This is a genomic window from Fodinibius sp. Rm-B-1B1-1 (assembly GCF_038594945.1).
GTDB lineage: Bacteria > Bacteroidota > Rhodothermia > Balneolales > Balneolaceae > Fodinibius > Fodinibius alkaliphilus.
The window spans coordinates 306,854-324,651 of sequence record NZ_JBCFYD010000002.1; the positions used below are offsets into that span (position 1 = coordinate 306,854).

Genomic DNA, 17,798 nt, shown 5'->3' on the forward strand with positions numbered 1-17,798 from the left:
AAATTAAATCCGAATAATCGTTCATAGGTTTAATGTTAGTTTAATCCAACCATGGTATTATAAAAGAATCCCAAACAGTGCAGATGTTACAAAGTTTTTTAGCAACAGGTTAACTTCAACGCGTTTCTGCTCTAATAATAGGAAATGTAAAGCTGAGAGGGTGTTACAAGGGTGTGGTGGGGAAAGTCCAATTGATATTGGAACTATTTAATGTAGGTAAGCTTTTTTGAGAATTGCTTTCCACCAGCACGCATCACAACAATATAGACGCCGCTGGCCAGCTGTGAAGGGATCCAATCTATTTCGTGGTAATCAGCGGGACGTCGTTCATTTAAAATAGTTTTTACTTTTCGGCCCAAGATATCATAGATATGGATCTGTACTTCACCCTCAACCGGTGTGTTATATTCGATAGTGGTTTGTTCAGAAAACGGATTGGGATAATTTTTTCCCAGCGAATACTCATCGGGCACATCGGCCCCATCGGCTCCCGGAGAAATATGAATTACAAACCGATTTTCGTCTGAGTTGCTCTTATTTTGTGATTTGGCTTTTGTATCCAGCCGCTGATTTTTCACTAATTGGAAATTTTCTGTTGTATTACTAATGGGGCTTTTGGCCTTGGACTGCGACAGATTGAAACTGTAAAAGGTATTTTTCCGAAGATTGATTTTTTCGCCTGTTTTTTTGTCTTGTAGAATGATTGTCCATTCGTCAGGTACATCACCAAAAGTAGGCCAGGAAAGGGTATATTCACCGTTAATAGGCTGTCCATCATTGAACCCTCCTACGTGCATTGGGATAGAAATCTCTTTTCCAAAGGAACGGGCTAAATTATTTATGGATAGTTCCGTCCCATCATCAAAAGTAGTATAAAGCTCTAAGTATGTTTCGGTTTCAAATGGTAACAGTCGATAGGCATCGCGCGGGTCTTTTGCATTACTGCCATCGGGGGTAAGGGTGATATGTGTTTCGGTTTCAAGGGTATCGGCTTCAAGTTTAAAACCTATGGATGCTGGTTCTTTTTTTGATTTTCCATAATATGTGCCGCCGGTAGTTTTTACTGACTTATCTACGGTTAAATTAGGATTTGTACCGTTTGCTTTAACCCAGAATGCCTGGAATGGTTTGATGAGTCCATTATCTAATGATCCGTCAATTCCGTTCCATGTTTTATAGCTGTTTGTGGATGGATCCCAGATGTAAATTACATTATCTACATTCGTCTTAGTCCATTCAGAGTCATCCCAGTCTAAACTGGCTGCCCAGGGGTTTGAAAGCAAATTCCAGCCTACCATTGATTCGATAGTATCTGCCGAAGCGGTGTAGGAGACCGATGTAAAATCGAAGGTAGAACTTTGCTGCTGGTATTCTTCGCCGCTCACGCTCAGGGTTTTGGGAAGGCTATCATTATAATCAGAATCGCCATCTACATCTCCAAACACATAGAAAAAGTACCCTTGACCCAGCGAGTCGGTATTGGAGCTGTGAATGTTGTTGTTGATATCATCGGGGGTGCGCCAACGTTGGTTATCGGTGCAGGGGACGGTATCACCATCTTGGGTGCATTCGGCACTTTCATAATAGTAAAGTAGGTTGGGTTGTTTATCGGGGTAGTCTGAGTTTGTCATGCCCTGGGTTACGAGTCCGTCAAAAAGATCCGAGAAGGTAACATTAATGGGAGAACCCATCATCACCCAGCCATTATTACTGATCGAGCGCCTGATGGTTATAGAGCCATTGTTGTAGGTTTGATTAGGAGCGATGAGGCTTTTCCCTGAGGATATAATTAATTCCCCATTTTCAAGGGTTAAATCGCCCTCAATAATAATGTCTTCAAAAGTGCGAACTCCTTCAGTGTTGTTGATGACGGCATTTTGCATCTCGCTGAGGTTCGCAATTTGTTGTTGTTCCAGATCGGGATAGTCTGCAAAATTCTCATCAGTTCGAATTCCGAAAATGACTGTACCCTCACTGGTATCTATATTTAATAGGCTAAGATCTCCACGGGTAACAAGGGTATTATTGTTGAGAATAAGCTCACCATCACCGGAAATATTTTCGAGGTTATCAAGCGTGATACCAGCATCCTGGGCAAGCTCAAAGGTGTTTCCTTCGGTGATCAATAGATTAGCGGTGTCAATAAGATCACCGGAAGTTGCGGTGACATCATTTAAAATATTTAAACTTTGAGCTCGAAAAATTGGGGTGGTTATAACCTGCGGATCAGAACCATTTAGTGTTATTTCGGAACCGGTTGTACGAGTATTAAAGTTAGTTAGTGAAATATCTCCTTTGACTTCTATATTGGTCCCACTTTGACCAGCAAATGTACCTCCGCCAATTAAGTTCCCATTAACATTTAATTCTGTATTTTCCTCAATGTTAAGATCTCCTTGTAAATCGAGATTCCCTGAAACAGTGATTGCATTTCCTCCATAAAGAGTTAGTGAATTGCCTGTTCCAATTTGAAAACTTCCGAGCGTAACGTTTAAATCTAATTCTGGCACGGGATCTGAATTATCAGGAATAACTACGTAGTCATCTTCATCAGGCACACCACTTGTCCAGTTATCGTCATTATTCCAATCTGATCGAAATTCTGATGGACCACCCCCTGGTTCCCACGTGTTTGGTATTACAATATCAACAGTAGGAGTCTGACTTATACCTGTTGAGGGGGAACTGCCAAATGAGCCTGTAATTTCTACAAGTTCAATGGTGTTTGTGGATGTTAGGGTATCTCTGTAAATACCTTGATTGCTGTTAAATGGCAGATTAGAAATGCTTTGTTGGCCATTAGTAAAAGTAGCATCTGCATCACCGTCAGGGGATACTCCATCATTTTCTTCTAATTGGGCGATATTAAGTGAAACAGCCTTTTGTTGAAAAACTTGGTTTTGGAATTCGTCTCTTAACGTTACCGTAATAACAGACTGAGAGTCACCATCACTAAGGAGTATATCGGGTGATGCTGTTACTTGAGAAGTAGAAGCATCAGGCTGATTAGCAACAATTTCGAAAGAAGTACTTGTCCCAGAAACTTGATATAGATTATCACCACTAACGGTAATAGTTACATTGGCACCAGCAGTGGTGAGTGTTATAGGATAGTTTTCAAGGGTTCCATTTGAAAATGTAGCTGTTTCACCAGCACTGATAGCAGAGTTCGAGGTAAACGTTACGGGTCCATTAAATGAAGTTACGGTATTTCCCAGGTCATCAACTGCATGAACATCTATTTCGAAAGGGGCCCCAGCCGTTTGTGTTGCGGGACTACCATTTGATTGGGGCAGCGCGATTGTAAAGGAGGTAACCTCTCCAGGTTCAAAATTAACAGTAGCTTCATCAGTGATGTCATTGCTATTTACAGTGGCTGAAATTGTAGCTGTTTCACCTGCAGTTGTAGAAGAGATAAGCACAGCAGTATAGGTGCCGTCTCCTTCATCATTAGCTGTAATAGTTGTAACACCACCGTTGAATGTACCTGCTGTAGTTGTTAGTTCAACGGTTTCTCCACCTGATACCAAGTTGTTACCAAATTCATCTTTTAATTGCACAGTGATGGTGGATGTACTGTTGCCGTCGGCAGTAATTAAGGTTGGATTTGCGGTTATCGTAGATTGCGTTTCATCGATGGTGCTCGATGGAGTTACATTAAAAGTGTTGCTGGTTCCTGAAACATCTTGACCCTCATCAGCAAATATTTTTGTATCTCCGGATGAGGTAATTGTTAAATCAGTATTTAAACTACTTTCACCACTTGGAATAGTAATTTGGAAACTACTTGTTGAAGATCCATTCTTTTGGATGTCTCCATCAGAGGTTATTTCGACTGTTCTATCACTGGAAAAGGTATAATCACTTTTGCTGCCATCCTTGGCTGTAACTGTAATGTTAAAACTGGAGCCAGCCTGTTGTTCGCCAATATCATTCCCATTAGTATCTGTTATAATAAATCTTGCCAGCTCATCAGCAGCAATAATCAGAAATGATTCACTTGAAACCGGTGAAGAAATGCCACTAAATTGAGCAGTTAGATTAACGGAACCTTTTGAGGCACCACTGGCAATATTTAGACCATCAAATGTAGCAATACCATCTGAATCCGTATCGCTTGTAAAGTCACTGGTGCCACTATCTAAGAAAGATTCATCATTAATAGTAACTTGTGTACCGCTATTTGTTACTATATTTTCAAATTCATCGAGAAGTTGCAGCTCGACTGCTGGATCGATATTACTGCCTTGGGCTGTATTGCTGGGTTGTTGGGTATAAGTTAAATCGGAAGGAGATGCGGGATTTATAGTTATTTGATCAGAAGTAACAGTAGAAAATTCAGGGTTTTCAAATTGAAGTGTAATCGTTTCTGCAACCGTAGCAAACAAATCTGTAAACGTGATTTCACCGTTTGATGCCGTTTGAGTAAGTGTACCAGATAATGATCCGTTCCCAGAACTGATACTTACCGTAACTTCTGTAGAATTATCTGTAGTTACTTTGTTCCCAAATTGATCCTGTAAATAAATAACAGGTTGGGTTGGGAAGGGATCTCCGGCTGTAGCGGTGCCGGAAGGTTGGGTGTTAATAACCATCTCATCCGCAGCCCTTGGCAGTACTGTGATGGTTTCGGAAGGAGTTAGGCTGACATTGCTGTAGTTTGCCTGAATTTGTGCCGTACCGGTTTTTTGGGAGGAAAAGGTTGCATTTTTAAGATCTGCTGAAGGAGTAAGGGCAGTTTGTGGGACATTTCCTGTAATATTAATTAGGTTCCAATCACTTTCATCATTAAGTCCTATATTTTCTACAAAATTGTCTCCAACATCACGTCCAATAGCATATCCGGTAATAGGTTCGCCGGCTAAAATGTCTTGGCTTGATATTTGTTGCCCTGATCCGTCAGCAGCAGACTCAACAATTATTTCTTGAATGGCCCCCACGGCCGTGCTTAGATCTCCATAATTTTTGTCTGGGCCAGTACCACCGGTATTTGATATTTGACCGATTGTAGGTACGTCCAAGGTAGTAGGTTTAAGTTGTAGACCACTTATTTCCACTCGTCCTGGTCCTTTACCTCGACCACCTCCGGTTGTTCTACTTTCACTTGTTACATCAATAACTACTTGTGATGCATTGCTGCTGTTAGCGTTAAATTCTACCTCTAACTCCGTATTATTACCACCTGTAGGTGTAATAATGATACCAATAGTTCCCCCATTATCGATATGTTGAAGGTCGGGATTCCATTCGAAACCATTTGGGAGTTCCAAAACAAGACTTAAACCTTCTTCAAGTTGTCCTGATGCTGTTTCTCGAATGGTTAGCGTATCTAAGGTTGTGTATCCCCCATTTTGAACATTAACTGAATCGATAGAAAGATTCGTGCCCCCTGCCGCCTTAATAACATCGGCTTCTTGTCCCATAGTAACAGAGGGGATAATGCATAGTAACCCAATGCCTGAAAGCAAGAAAACAAGGATCAGGTTGCTATACTTAGAAAATGTTTTAGTGATTGTGCTATCCAAGCCGCCGAATTGTAGATGTTATTAATTTATGCCGATAACCATACCTAAGATAGGAAGTACGGTGACAAAGGTTGAATTAAAAAGCTTTAAAGATAAATAACTATGGAATATCTGCAGATTATAATCACTTAATTTATTAGGTACAGGGACGAGATGACCTATTTGATAACCGTCATTTTTTGGGAGATGACACGATCCCCTGTAGTTAAACGATAAATATAGGTGCCGCTGGCAACGTTTGAAGCATTCCAGCTTATACTATGTAACCCTGCCTGATAGGACCGGTTGTCTAAAAGTGTAGCTACTTTTCGGCCTAAAATATTGAATACTTCCAGTGTTACTTCATTTTGGATGGGCAAGGTAAATCGGATAGTAGTTGTAGGATTAAAAGGATTGGGATAATTCTGTTTGAGATCAATTTTGTTGGGTAATCCCGTTCCGGAAGCACCGGGATGAATTTGAAGGGCAAACCGGGCATCCGATGGATCAGCCTCCGTTAATATTTGGTAGTCTTTTTGTAAGGCATTTTTATTTTTTTCGTTTCCATTATTATTGCCGGTGGTCTTAAATTGATAGTTTGATCCTTTAGAGGTCGATAAATCTTGACCTGTTTTCCGATCGACCAATGTTACCTCCCAACTTGATGGAATATTCTTGATTTCAGCAATTTGTAGCTCTACAGATTCTGAGACCTTTTGATGATTCTTGATAACATTGGCAGTGATGGGTATTTCTATGGGGACCCCAAATGAAATTGGGAGAGCATTAATATTAAAGCGATTGTTTTTCCGGCCGATAGAAAAGAGTTCAGAATACGTGGAAGTACCCAGAGGAGGTTGCAAATGGTAGGCATCACGGGCGTCCTTTCCTACTTTGGCATTGTCATAAAAGCTAAAGAAAATGCTGTTTGTATTATTGTTGTAATTTAAGTGAATCTTAATTTCGGGATTTGTATCACTTCGTGTTTTACCTACAAAATAAAAGGAGGAATCCATTGTTTTGGCATTTTCATTAACCACAAGCTCCGGCTGACTGTTTGGTTGGGGCGTATTGGCTTTAATCCAAAAAGCTTGAAAGGGGGGGATAATGCCATTTCCCAGCGTGCCAGTAGATCCGTTCCAGGTTTTGTAGGAATTGTCATCGGGTTCCCACACATAGATCGTTTGATCGATATTAGTTTTATTCCACCCACCAGAATTATCCCAATTTACAGGAGCGCCATACGGATTTCCAACGAGGTTCCATCCGGTGTCTGCTTCGGCTGTATATGTTACAGCAAGATCTACAGGTCCGGCATGTTCCTGACCACTTACTGTGAGGGTGGCGGGCAGAGGATTATTATATCGCTCGTCGACTTCTACATTTCCAAACAGGTATACATTGTAACCCAGTCCAGGTATAACTTCTTCAGATGCAGATGAAGGTGTTCTCCAGCGCTGATTATCAGTACCCTCATAGGTTTCATTATAATATAAGACGTTTGGTTGCAGAGTATCATTCGGCGCTACGCTGGCATCATAATAAGCCCCTTCGTAACCCTGGGTAATAATATTACTTAAAAAATTATTAAACGAAGCTGAAACAGGTGAAGAAAGCATTCTCCAGCCCGGATCTCCTGAGAGAATTCGTTCAAATGATAGATTTCCATTATTGATTGATTTGGTATTAGCAATAAGTGCTTGTCCGGATGGAATTGTTAACGTTCCATTCTGTAGATAGAGAGTCCCTTTAACTTGAAGATCGTTTGAAGCTGTTACCTCCGAATTGTTATCAATGCGTAGATCATTGACGGTTACAGGCAAGCCCGAACCGGTTTTTTGGTCAGTTGAACCAGCATAGATATAATTAGCAGTCTCGCTATAACTTCGGTTTTCAGACTGGATATTTCCGGCTTCGTTACCTGGAGCTGTGATTCCTTCAGATAATCCTAATTGCAGAGTCCCGTTATTCTGAAGATCAAAAGTACCGCCGCCAATAATGGGAAACTCATTTAGAATAAGAGTATCTCCGGCACTTACGGCCAGAGTTCCTGTATCGTCGATGGTCAATTCATTGAGGTTACTAATATCTTGTGTTGATCCTATCGTGATCGTATGATTATTCCCGATTATGACATCTTCACCATCGTGGGCGTTGGGGATACTGGAGGCTGCTGATCCGGTGTGACTTTGCGTGGACCATGAATTGAGATTATCCCAGCTACCGGTTTGACGACTGTAATAGGTGATATCAACCATGGGCGTAAATCGCTTAATATGATTATCTGATATTTCTTCACCGGCGGCTGACTGTACATTATTAACTGTAAGCTTATATTCTATATTTTCTGTTAGCTGTGGTGAAACCTGTAGCGTTACGGTCGAATCAGATGGAGTTAACGTAGCATTGGATACGGATATCCCATTATTGATTGAGTAATTGGAGGTGTTCTGGGTAGTTGAAGGATCCATCTTTTTGTCGTAAGCAACTATTACTTCTGAGAGGGAAGGAGTTGTTATTGCATAAACAAAGGGTCGTTTAGCTTGTACGTTTCCTTGATTATTAAGATCACCCTGAACATCGATAGTATCATCTCCCTGAACGCCAACTTGACCATTTTCTTCAACAGTAAGGTCATTTTCAATATTTACTGTGTTGTCCGCCGACCCGTCTGTTTGGACTGATGATCCCGAATCAACTTTTACATTATGGAAGGTAATGTCATTACCATTGGTATTAATAGTTTGGGTTTGATCACCACTAAAAGAAACGGTACTGCTGTCAGAATTGAAATTCCCACCATTTTGGACCGTTAAATCGCCCTTGAGGTCTATTTGGGACTTGCCGGCATTAAAGGTTCCTCCGTTTTGAAAGGTTGAGTTACCCCCCACGTTAAGCGAACCCTCATTAAAATTAAAATTGCCTCCGTTTTGCAGGCTGGCATCTCCGGTAACATTTACATTCCCATTATCAGATGATAAATTCCCGTTGTTCTGGAAAGTTGCATTACCCTGTACGTTAAGGTTTCCGTTCTGTACATTTACGTTACCGTCACTTTCGGCGGTTAAGCCGGCATTGAGATTGACGGTGCCCGTACCCATATTTAGCGTTCCATTGTTTCGTATTTGAGCTTGACCATTAAAGATGATAGTTCCAGTATCTAAGTTAATAACGCCACCATCTCGAACGTCAGTGTTACCATTAAACGTTGTATAGCCATTATCTCCATTATAAATACCGTTAATTTTGGTATTGTTGGTGACGGTAACGGTAGCTTCTTCAGTATTAAATGAATTACCACTCGGAACAGTTAATTGTCCGCCAATTTGAATATCGCCGCTACCACCGTAAAATGTTCCCGAGAGACTAAAATCTGAGGTAGTTGAAAATTGGGCGTTGCCGTTTATATCAATGACTTGTGAACCATCTCCATTAAAATTTATATTTCCCGTTATTGATATCGATGAATTAGATTCTATAAATAAGTTAGAGTTGCTATACATATTTAACTGGTTAGTAATGGTTAAATAAGCACCATTACTAACTGTTAGGTCTCCGCCGCTATACCAAAGTGAAATTGTTACAGTTGAAATTGTGACATCTTTGGAGATAACAGGATAGGGATTTCCATTCTGTGGGCGTATTTCAACTGTTGCATCAGATGCAGGTACTCCTGATGGGTTCCAGTTACCAGCTTTGTGCCATTCCGAATCGATAGCTCCAGTCCAAGTTTTCGTTTGTGCTTGTAGGTGGAAAGGAATTAAAGCCAAGATCAGTATAGCAATCGTAAAAAGAATTCCCTGTGTGAATATAGAGAACTTATATTGTATCTTCGAGAGCAAGTTTTTTTACAAATAGAAGTTTTATTGAAACTGAATATAAAATAAAGGTCTCGTTGTACTTATCGGAATAATTAAATAAATGTTAATGTGAAATTATTTTAAAAAGATGAAAGGAATTATCTTGGCAGGTGGTACGGGATCTCGGTTGTATCCGTTAACAAAAGTTACCAACAAACACCTGTTACCAGTTGGTAACCAACCGATGATTTATCATCCCATAGCAAAACTAACCGAAGCAGGTATTGAAGAGATTTTAATTGTTACCGGTACCGAGCACATGGGGGATGTGGTGAACCTGTTGGGATCAGGAAAGGATTTTGGATGTCGTTTTACCTATAAGGTACAAGACGAGGCTGGAGGTATTGCGCAGGCACTGGGATTGGCTGAGAATTTTGTCGGGGATGATTCGATGACTGTTATTTTAGGGGATAATATTTTCCAGACGTCGTTGGATGAGGCCCTAAAATCATATCCCGGGAGCGGCGCCCAGATTTTGTTAAAAGAAGTGGATGATCCCGAGCGTTTTGGGGTGGCTGAAGTTGCCGGTGACAAAATTATAGATATAGAAGAAAAACCGGATCAGCCTAAAAGTAACTTGGCAGTGACTGGCGTTTATATATATGATGCCCGGGTGTTTGATTTTATTCGTCAGTTGGAGCCATCAGATCGCGGGGAGCTCGAAATTACGGATGTGAATAATCATTACATTAAAGAAGAATCTATGCGATTTTCGGTGATGGAGGGCTGGTGGACAGATGCGGGAACACCGTCGTCATATAAGCGGGCTAATAAACTGGTGGATTCGGAGTAATAATGAAAGTATTACTACTTGGAGCGTCTGGACAGTTAGGCAGAGAATGGCAACGGATTATTGAAGCCGGGTATGGAGATGAAATTGAGCTAATAACTTATACTTCGGATGGTTTGGATATTACGCATTACCGAGAAATGTCGGATAAGTTTCGTAATCAGAAGCCGGATGTGGTGATCAACTGTGCGGCGTATACTGATGTTGATGGTGCAGAGGAGCACCGTAAATTGGCCCGAAAGGTAAATACTGAAGCAGTGCTTTATCTTGCTGAGTTAAGTAATGAGTTGGATTTTAAGCTTATCCATTACTCAACGGATTATGTTTTTCCCGGTACAAAATTGAATCGCAGGGAATTTCCTGAGGGATATCACGAAACGTATCCTGCTGAGCCTATTAATTGGTACGGCAAAACGAAGTGGGAGGGAGAACAGGCCATTCGTCAGACGACTGAAAACCATTTAATTATCCGTGTGTCGTGGCTGTGTGGTCAGTTTGGTTCTAACTTTGTAAAAACGATGCTTAAGCTGGGACAAGAACGGGATGAGTTACAGATTGTGAACGACCAGTGGGGTAGCCCTACTTTTACTGAGAATGTGGTGCAGAATTGTCTAAACTTGCTTAATCAAGAAGCAAACGGAACGTATCATATTACATCAGAGGGATTGATAACGTGGTATGATTTTGCCAAAGCTATCTTTAAGGTTTGTGGTACCAAGGTAAACCTTGAAGCTGTTGATTCGAATGCTTTTCCCACCAAGGCGAAACGCCCGTATTTCTCGAAATTGAATACGCAAAAAATTGAAGGTATAGAAGACAGCCGGATTATTAATTGGCAAGAAGGTCTGCGGAAGTTGTTAAGGCAGTTATAGAACCAGCTTGCTATTGTGAAGTAGTAAAATTCTGTACTCAAATTCTTATATTCTTTTTCAATTTTAACTCGTCAAAGATTAATGAATGGAGATTGTAGAAACGAATATCCCAGACGTATTACTACTCAAGCCTGATGTTTACAAAGATGAACGGGGATTTTTTCTGGAGACCTACCGCGAAGAGCATTTGCAATCAAGAAATATAGATGTTCATTTCGTCCAGGATAATCTGTCACAATCTCAAAAGAATACCGTTCGGGGGTTGCATTACCAGATAGAAAATCAGCAAGACAAATTATTGATGGTGATGCAGGGGGCGATCCGGGATGTAGCTGTTGATCTGCGAAAGGGGTCGCCAACATTTGGAGAACATGTTGCTACTGAGCTTTCAGCTGATAACAAACACCAGATGTTTATTCCCAAGGGATTTGCACACGGGTTTTCTGTTTTATCAGATACTGCGCTGGTATATTACAAATGCAGCGACTATTATAATCCAGAAGGGGAGCGGGGATTATATTGGGATGACCCTGATCTGGATATCGATTGGCAGATTTCAGATGCTATCGTATCTGAGAAGGATCAGGCTCAACCACAATTAAATGAAATTCAAAAAGAGGATTTGTTCTGATGAAGAAGAGAATTTTAGTTACAGGGGGTGCGGGATTTATAGGATCTAATTTACTACTACATCTGCATGAAAAATATCCAGAGGCCCATTTTTTAAATATTGATAAGCTGAGTTACGCATCGGACTTATCGTATCTTGATCCCATCAAGGGATCGAATCGTTATACGTTTAAAAAACTTGATATTGTCGACCGGAAAGCGGTTCGAGACATCATTCGAAGTTATAAGCCTGAAGGGGTATTTCATCTGGCGGCCGAATCACATGTTGATAATTCGATCAAAGGCCCGGAGCCATTTATAAAGTCGAATGTGTTGGGGACATTTAACTTGCTCGAAGAATGCCGACAGTTTTGGAAAGAGGATGAAGGGCGTTGGCAAAATAACCGTTTTTTACACGTTTCAACTGACGAAGTGTATGGCGAATTGGGCGAACAGGGAGCTTTTTCTGAGGATTCGCCGTACGCGCCCAATTCTCCGTATTCAGCATCAAAGGCGGGGAGTGATTTTGTTGTACGATCTTATTTCCATACCTACGGGATGAATGTAGTGACGACCAATTGTTCCAATAACTTTGGTCCGCACCAGCATGATGAGAAGTTAATTCCCACGGTTATTCGTACGGCATTAAACAAAAATAATATTCCCGTATATGGTAAAGGAGAAAATGTGCGGGATTGGCTGTATGTAACAGATCATTGTGAAGCGATGGATTTAGTTTTTCGAGAGGGAACAACAGGGGAAACTTATATTGTTGGCGGTAATAATGAGTGGAAGAATATTGACTTGGTAAAAAAGATTTGTGATATCTTGAATGAAGAGGTAGGGGAGGGACCTGAATCAGATTATAAGTCCCTCATCACGTTTGTTACTGATCGTCCGGGCCATGATTTTCGGTATGCGATTGATGCTTCTAAAATCAAGGAAGAGCTGGGATGGAAAAGCCAAGAATCTTTTGAAGAGCGTCTGAGAGAGACTATTCAATGGTATGTTAAGCGTTATAACAAATAGTGTAGTTAGCTGTGTATATGGAATTGGTTTGTATTGGTAGAAATATCAAAAGATGAAGCAACCAATTATAGGCTATCATAAAGATGAGGATGGCGACTGGGTAGCTGAACTGCAGTGCGGATATAATCGCATGTACGACATAATCCACCGTGGATGCTACGTCCCTGGGTAACAACGAAAGAGGAGAGATAGCTGGGGAACGAGTTGGCGTGCAAAAAAAATGCGATTGCAACGAACCTAAGATTTTGATTAAGTAATTGCCCCCATTGGATTTTGCCGTGCCAATAAAAAAGGCGACTGGAAAATCAGCCGCCTTTTTAAATTAGATGCGTGTATAAAGAAAATTATTCTTCAACATTAAGAGTACCTACCATGCCACCAGCAAAGTGTCCGGTAAAGCTACAGAGATAATCATATTCTCCGGTCTCTTCTGGTACAGTAAAAGTTACTTCAACCGTTTCTCCGCCGGCAGCGAGGTCGGAGTGTGCGATGATCTGATCTTCTCTGTCAGCAGGGATATATTCATTATCACGGGCTTGTGCTGCAGCGTTGGCAAATGCTTGGGCATCTGCATCCATGGTCAGCAGTACAAAATTGTGCGACATTGCTTGGGCAGGCATCTCGCTTTCGGTGTGCAACCGAATTCGAAGCTCTTCCCCAGGAGCTGCTGTTATCGATTCAAGGAGTAGGTAATCTCCTACTTCGTCTCCAGTTGTAATACCTTCGGCATCATTTTCAACTACATATTTCATCCGGTCGATACCGATCACTTCTATTGTCCGAATATTGTCAGTTTGTTCGGTAGCTTGTGTTTCTGCTGTTTGATTTTCAGTCTGTTGCTGATCAGATCCACCGCCGCAAGCAGTTACAAAAAGTAGCACTAATGAAAGTAAATAAGGAGCAAAACGTGTCATAAATTTGTGTAATTCTTTGGTTAATATTTGAGTATAAAAGATACGGAAGTATTTAATTGATTGCATATATTTTAACTACATTTCTGTAACAACTTTTATTAAGAATCCGTTGGTGTGCAAAGAGTTTGTTGATATTTTTATTTCATCAATTAGGTAATCGAAACATAAAAGTGTTTATGTAAAGGGGGCTCAAGTATTTTTTAAAAAAAATGATAACTGATGAGTAAGAATCAATTTTTGACCAAACGAATTTACCAAGAGTACTCTCCTGATGATGGGTACCGGGTGTTGGTAGATCGGCTTTGGCCGAGGGGAGTATCTAAAGAGGAGGCCCGGTTAAATGAGTGGCTTAAGAATATCGCGCCCTCAACAGAGCTTCGAAAATGGTTCGATCATGATGCCCAAAAATTTGATGAGTTTCGAAACCGATATAAAGTAGAGTTACAGCAGAAGCCAGAGTTAACAGAACACTTGATTAAAATTGCTGAGGATCAGCAAGTAACTTTGCTTTATGCAGCTAAAGAGGAGAGGCATAATCATGCTTCTGTATTGAAAAGATTTCTTGAATCTGTTAGTACGTGAAACGAGTATTGAATGGGTACGCCAGCTACTGGTCAAGTCGTTCCATCCGTCGTCGGTGTGCTTTTAGATACCGTTCATCTTCGGCATAAGTGGTTGGATATATCTTAGGCACTGGTTTGGGAGTTAGCTCCTCATCCACATTTACAAAAGTAAAGACGCAGGTATTTGACAAGGCTTTGGTTACTTTATCCATGCTGGTGCGTTCGATATCAATTTCAAGGGTCATAGATGTGTTGCCGGTATACACAATGCGGCTGGTGAAATCGAGCTTATCGCCAATGCGAATGGGCTGCAAAAAGTTAATGCGATTTACGCGTACAAAAACGGGACGATCGGGTAGTATTTCCTCAGCTTGGATTAAGGCCAATTCAAAAGCCCTGCGAATAACGTATCCACCAAATATTTTCTGGGGCACATTTTCCAGATCCGGGTACATACGTTCTACGCTATTTCGGATCTGATTGCCGGCCAGCAGCCCGTCAAAATCCTCCTTTTCTTGTGCCTTGTGAAGTTCCCGAAGCATCTGGTACTCTTCTTTGCTGGGGGGTTCTTCCAGGGCGTCGATCTGCTCGCGGTATTTTTCACGTCGTTTAATAGCGGCATTGTAACGCTCTTTTTCGATGGTACTTTCATACTCTAATGGAGGAATGGGTAGACTCTCGGCCTCATCTCCTTCCCCTTTACGTGCGACCATGGTAAAGTAACAGGCCGCCAGTGATTGGTCGGCCTCTTTATCCTGATCTACCCGGATACCGACCTCCATCGATGTTCGCCCCACATAATTAATGCGTGCCCGCAGGTATACATCTTTGGTGATATCGGCCGGAACATGCAGAGCGATATCATCCACCGCAGCGGTAACTACCCGACCTTCGGGATCGAACCTGTGGACATAATCGAGGGCGATATCTTCGGCGATTTTGTCAAGCTCTTCCAACAGGCGTCCCCATCTGATATTTCCCGGTATTTCCTTATCAACAATCATAAATCTTTTACGTAATTCTTGATCACTACTAAAGGGAAGAGTTCGTTCAATGGAGGTATCGAGTGGTCGCATAATTGATAACTAATTTTTTGATCTTTTGAACTGTTTGAAAATAGTAATCTGTATATACTTTCGAAGATTCTTTCTGATGATATACCACATAGTTTTTGATGATAGAACGCGAATTACACTGATCTGTTAGATCTTTATAGATTAATCAAAACAGCGATTATCTGTTTAATCAGTATAATGTGCATTCGGTGTAAAAATGTATGTGGAATCTAAACAATCCACAGATGGTGCAGGCATCCGCTTAGGCCGTATATTATTCTTTGTATCTTTTTTCGAATCTCTCTTGAAGTTAGCCTGCCCTACAACGTTTTCTTGATCTCTGAAGCTTTAACGTAGGAGATTGATTTAGTTGAAATGAATATATGGGGAATTTGAGCGTACTATTTTTAGTTACAACTACAGACACTTATTTTAACATTAAAATAAATTACCTTCTAAAAGATATTACCTATGGAATTTGGTTTATACACCTTTGTCGAAAATACCCCGCATCCCGAGTTGGATCGTATGTTAACACCCGCCGAACGATTCGAAAATCTGATGGAGGAAATAGAATTGGCAGACGAAGCGGGACTTGATCTGTTTGGGATAGGGGAACACCATCGCGAGGAGTATTTGTCATCATCGCCTACCACCATCCTCGCAGCGGCTGCAGCAAGGACAAAGCAAATTCGATTGAGTAGTGCCGTAACGGTGCTCGGTTCTGAAGATCCAGTTCGAGCATATCAGCAGTTTGCGACTATCGATCAACTTGCCAAAGGTCGGGCCGAGATTATGGTGGGACGTGGTTCCTTTGTAGAATCCTTTCCGCTGTTTGGCTATGATCTGCAAGATTACGAAGAACTGTTTGAAGAAAAATTGGATCTGTTGCTTGAACTCCGTGAAAACGAAACCATTTCCTGGAGTGGAAAGCATCGTCCCGATATAGACAATCGTGGCGTATATCCGCAGCCATACCAAGATCAAATTCCCGTATGGAGGGCCGTGGGGGGAACCCCGAAATCAGCATACTCAGCCGGAGCACTGGGGCTGCCCATGGCGCTGGGTATTATTGGCGGTCAGCCCGAGCAGTTCAAACAGCTGGCTGATATCCATAAAAGGGGAGCAGAAGAAAATGGTCACCAGCCGCCCAAGTTGAGTATCAACTCACACGGTTTCATAGCCGAAAATTCCAATGAAGCCGCTGATATTGCATTTCCGGCTTTTAAGGTAACAATGGACAAGATTGGCAAGGAGCGTGGTTGGCCACCGATGACGCGCGACAAGTTTGAAGCCTCTCGAACATTGCGTGGGGCCAATGCTGTAGGCGATCCACAAGAAATAATTGATAAAGTGCTGTTTCAACACGAAATTTTTGGTCACGATCGGTTTTTGCTGCAGATGAGCGTGGGATCAATCCCACACAAGAAGCTGCTTAAATCCATAGAACTGTTTGCCACTGAAGTAAAGCCGGCGGTAAATAAAGCACTTAATGAAACATAAATTATTTGGAATGCTATGGGAGAAGCCAGAACAACCTTCAAAGCACCGTGGGATTGGCTGCTGATCCTAATGACGAGCGGAATTACCATATTGCTCTTGGGGCTAAATTACGTTATGCCTGGAACGATACCTACTCTTATAACATGGTCAATTATTTTGGGTGCACTCAGCTTTGGCATATTTGGATATCACCTTGAGGATGATCAGCTTAAAATTTTACGGCTCGGATGGTCGAAGGATATCGATTTCTCGGAGATCAAAAATGTTGAATTTAAACCTCATGCGATGACGGGATCAGTGCGAACATTTGGTATTGGCGGGCTGTTCGGCTACGTCGGGTATTTCCGAAATAGTATCCTGAAAAGCTACAAAGCGTATGTTACCCATCGGGATAAAACGGTAGTATTAACAACCGAAGAGGGAGAAGTTGTTGTTTCACCTGATGATCCCAAGGCGTTCGTAGCCTCACTGAAATTAGTTTTAGGGAATGATCAGTGAGTAGAATTGCCATTGTTTTTTGAGGACAAATCTCCCTCAGTTATGTAGTCGATTTTAGTTTCTGTTTCAATGGCAGTTTCGTATTATTGAGCCACTCAAAATCAAACTTTTAAAAATCTGTTCACCATGTACACCGGCTTTCAACATCTGCACTCCGGCATCGCGTATTTGGTACTGCTCATTTTAGTAGGCGTAGTGATTTATGCTGCTATGAATTTCATTAACAACAAGCCTTTTACTGAAAAATCGCGCAAGATTTCGTTGATTGGACTCATCGCCGCCCATACACAACTGCTCATCGGATTAGTACTTTATGTTATATCACCGGTTGGGCTTTCAAACTTCTCCGGCGAAGCAATGGGCGATGCCATGTCGCGATTGTATATGTTGGAGCATCCGTTGACCATGATTATCGGAATCGTATTAATCACTATCGGCTATTCCAAAGCCAAAAGTGGAGATGATGATGCTGCACGGCACAAGAAAATTTTCATTTTTTACGGGCTGGGATTATTCTTGATTCTGCTTCGTATTCCATGGTCAGTTTGGCCGGGCATGTAGTTATTGGTGTATTAGGATTTAAACCGAAAACCTCTTTCCC

At 41.5% G+C, this 17,798-nt stretch carries 12 protein-coding genes and 1 pseudogene; 9 read left to right on the plus strand and 4 right to left on the minus strand.

Going from position 1 to position 17,798, the window contains the following annotated elements; genetic code table 11:
* Window positions 1-203: 203 nt before the first annotated feature.
* Both AAFH98_RS08655 and AAFH98_RS08660 read right to left on the minus strand, forming a co-directional pair.
* Window positions 204-5,423, minus strand: coding sequence for an invasin domain 3-containing protein (locus tag AAFH98_RS08655; RefSeq protein WP_342522306.1), 5,220 nt, complete (start codon window positions 5,421-5,423; stop codon window positions 204-206).
* Between the two features lie 260 nt (window positions 5,424-5,683).
* Window positions 5,684-9,274: a T9SS type A sorting domain-containing protein gene (locus AAFH98_RS08660; protein WP_342522307.1), complete on the minus strand. Its 3,591-nt coding sequence runs from the start codon at window positions 9,272-9,274 to the stop codon at window positions 5,684-5,686.
* Window positions 9,275-9,452: 178 nt separating this feature from the next.
* On the opposite strand from AAFH98_RS08660, the gene AAFH98_RS08665 reads away from it, so the two are divergent.
* The 5 genes and pseudogenes from AAFH98_RS08665 to AAFH98_RS08685 all read left to right on the plus strand — a co-directional run bounded on the left by AAFH98_RS08665 (window position 9,453) and on the right by AAFH98_RS08685 (window position 12,856).
* Window positions 9,453-10,157, plus strand: coding sequence for a sugar phosphate nucleotidyltransferase (locus AAFH98_RS08665; RefSeq protein ID WP_342522308.1), 705 nt, complete (start codon window positions 9,453-9,455; stop codon window positions 10,155-10,157).
* A 2-nt stretch (window positions 10,158-10,159) separates the two neighbouring features.
* Window positions 10,160-11,026 (plus strand): dTDP-4-dehydrorhamnose reductase, encoded by an 867-nt coding sequence (gene rfbD, locus AAFH98_RS08670; RefSeq protein WP_342522309.1) that lies wholly within the window; start codon window positions 10,160-10,162, stop codon window positions 11,024-11,026.
* An 85-nt stretch (window positions 11,027-11,111) separates the two neighbouring features.
* Window positions 11,112-11,657: a dTDP-4-dehydrorhamnose 3,5-epimerase gene (gene rfbC / locus AAFH98_RS08675; protein WP_342522310.1), complete on the plus strand. Its 546-nt coding sequence runs from the start codon at window positions 11,112-11,114 to the stop codon at window positions 11,655-11,657.
* Entirely contained in the window at window positions 11,657-12,664 is a 1,008-nt protein-coding gene (gene rfbB / locus AAFH98_RS08680; RefSeq protein WP_342522311.1) for a dTDP-glucose 4,6-dehydratase, read from the plus strand. Before rfbC ends, rfbB begins: the two co-directional genes overlap by 1 nt.
* Window positions 12,665-12,716: 52 nt before the next feature.
* Window positions 12,717-12,856: pseudogene (locus AAFH98_RS08685) on the plus strand (DUF3565 domain-containing protein).
* A gap of 152 nt (window positions 12,857-13,008) precedes the next feature.
* Here the strand turns inward: AAFH98_RS08685 and AAFH98_RS08690 are convergent.
* Window positions 13,009-13,578: a plastocyanin/azurin family copper-binding protein gene (locus AAFH98_RS08690; RefSeq protein ID WP_342522313.1), complete on the minus strand. Its 570-nt coding sequence runs from the start codon at window positions 13,576-13,578 to the stop codon at window positions 13,009-13,011.
* Between the two features lie 219 nt (window positions 13,579-13,797).
* On the opposite strand from AAFH98_RS08690, the gene AAFH98_RS08695 reads away from it, so the two are divergent.
* Window positions 13,798-14,160, plus strand: coding sequence for a DUF488 domain-containing protein (locus AAFH98_RS08695; RefSeq protein WP_342522314.1), 363 nt, complete (start codon window positions 13,798-13,800; stop codon window positions 14,158-14,160).
* Between the two features lie 25 nt (window positions 14,161-14,185).
* On the opposite strand, the gene AAFH98_RS08700 is transcribed toward AAFH98_RS08695, so the two are convergent.
* Window positions 14,186-15,217 (minus strand): hotdog domain-containing protein, encoded by a 1,032-nt coding sequence (locus AAFH98_RS08700; protein WP_342522315.1) that lies wholly within the window; start codon window positions 15,215-15,217, stop codon window positions 14,186-14,188.
* A 450-nt stretch (window positions 15,218-15,667) separates the two neighbouring features.
* Between AAFH98_RS08700 and AAFH98_RS08705 the strand changes: the two genes are divergently transcribed.
* From AAFH98_RS08705 to AAFH98_RS08715, 3 genes are all read left to right on the plus strand, one after another.
* Window positions 15,668-16,699: an Atu2307/SP_0267 family LLM class monooxygenase gene (locus AAFH98_RS08705; protein WP_342522316.1), complete on the plus strand. Its 1,032-nt coding sequence runs from the start codon at window positions 15,668-15,670 to the stop codon at window positions 16,697-16,699.
* Between the two features lie 15 nt (window positions 16,700-16,714).
* A complete protein-coding gene (locus AAFH98_RS08710; protein ID WP_342522317.1) occupies window positions 16,715-17,197 on the plus strand; it encodes a PH domain-containing protein in 483 nt (160 codons plus the stop codon).
* Between the two features lie 126 nt (window positions 17,198-17,323).
* A complete protein-coding gene (locus tag AAFH98_RS08715) occupies window positions 17,324-17,758 on the plus strand; it encodes a cytochrome B (RefSeq protein WP_342522318.1) in 435 nt (144 codons plus the stop codon).
* Window positions 17,759-17,798 lie beyond the last annotated feature (40 nt).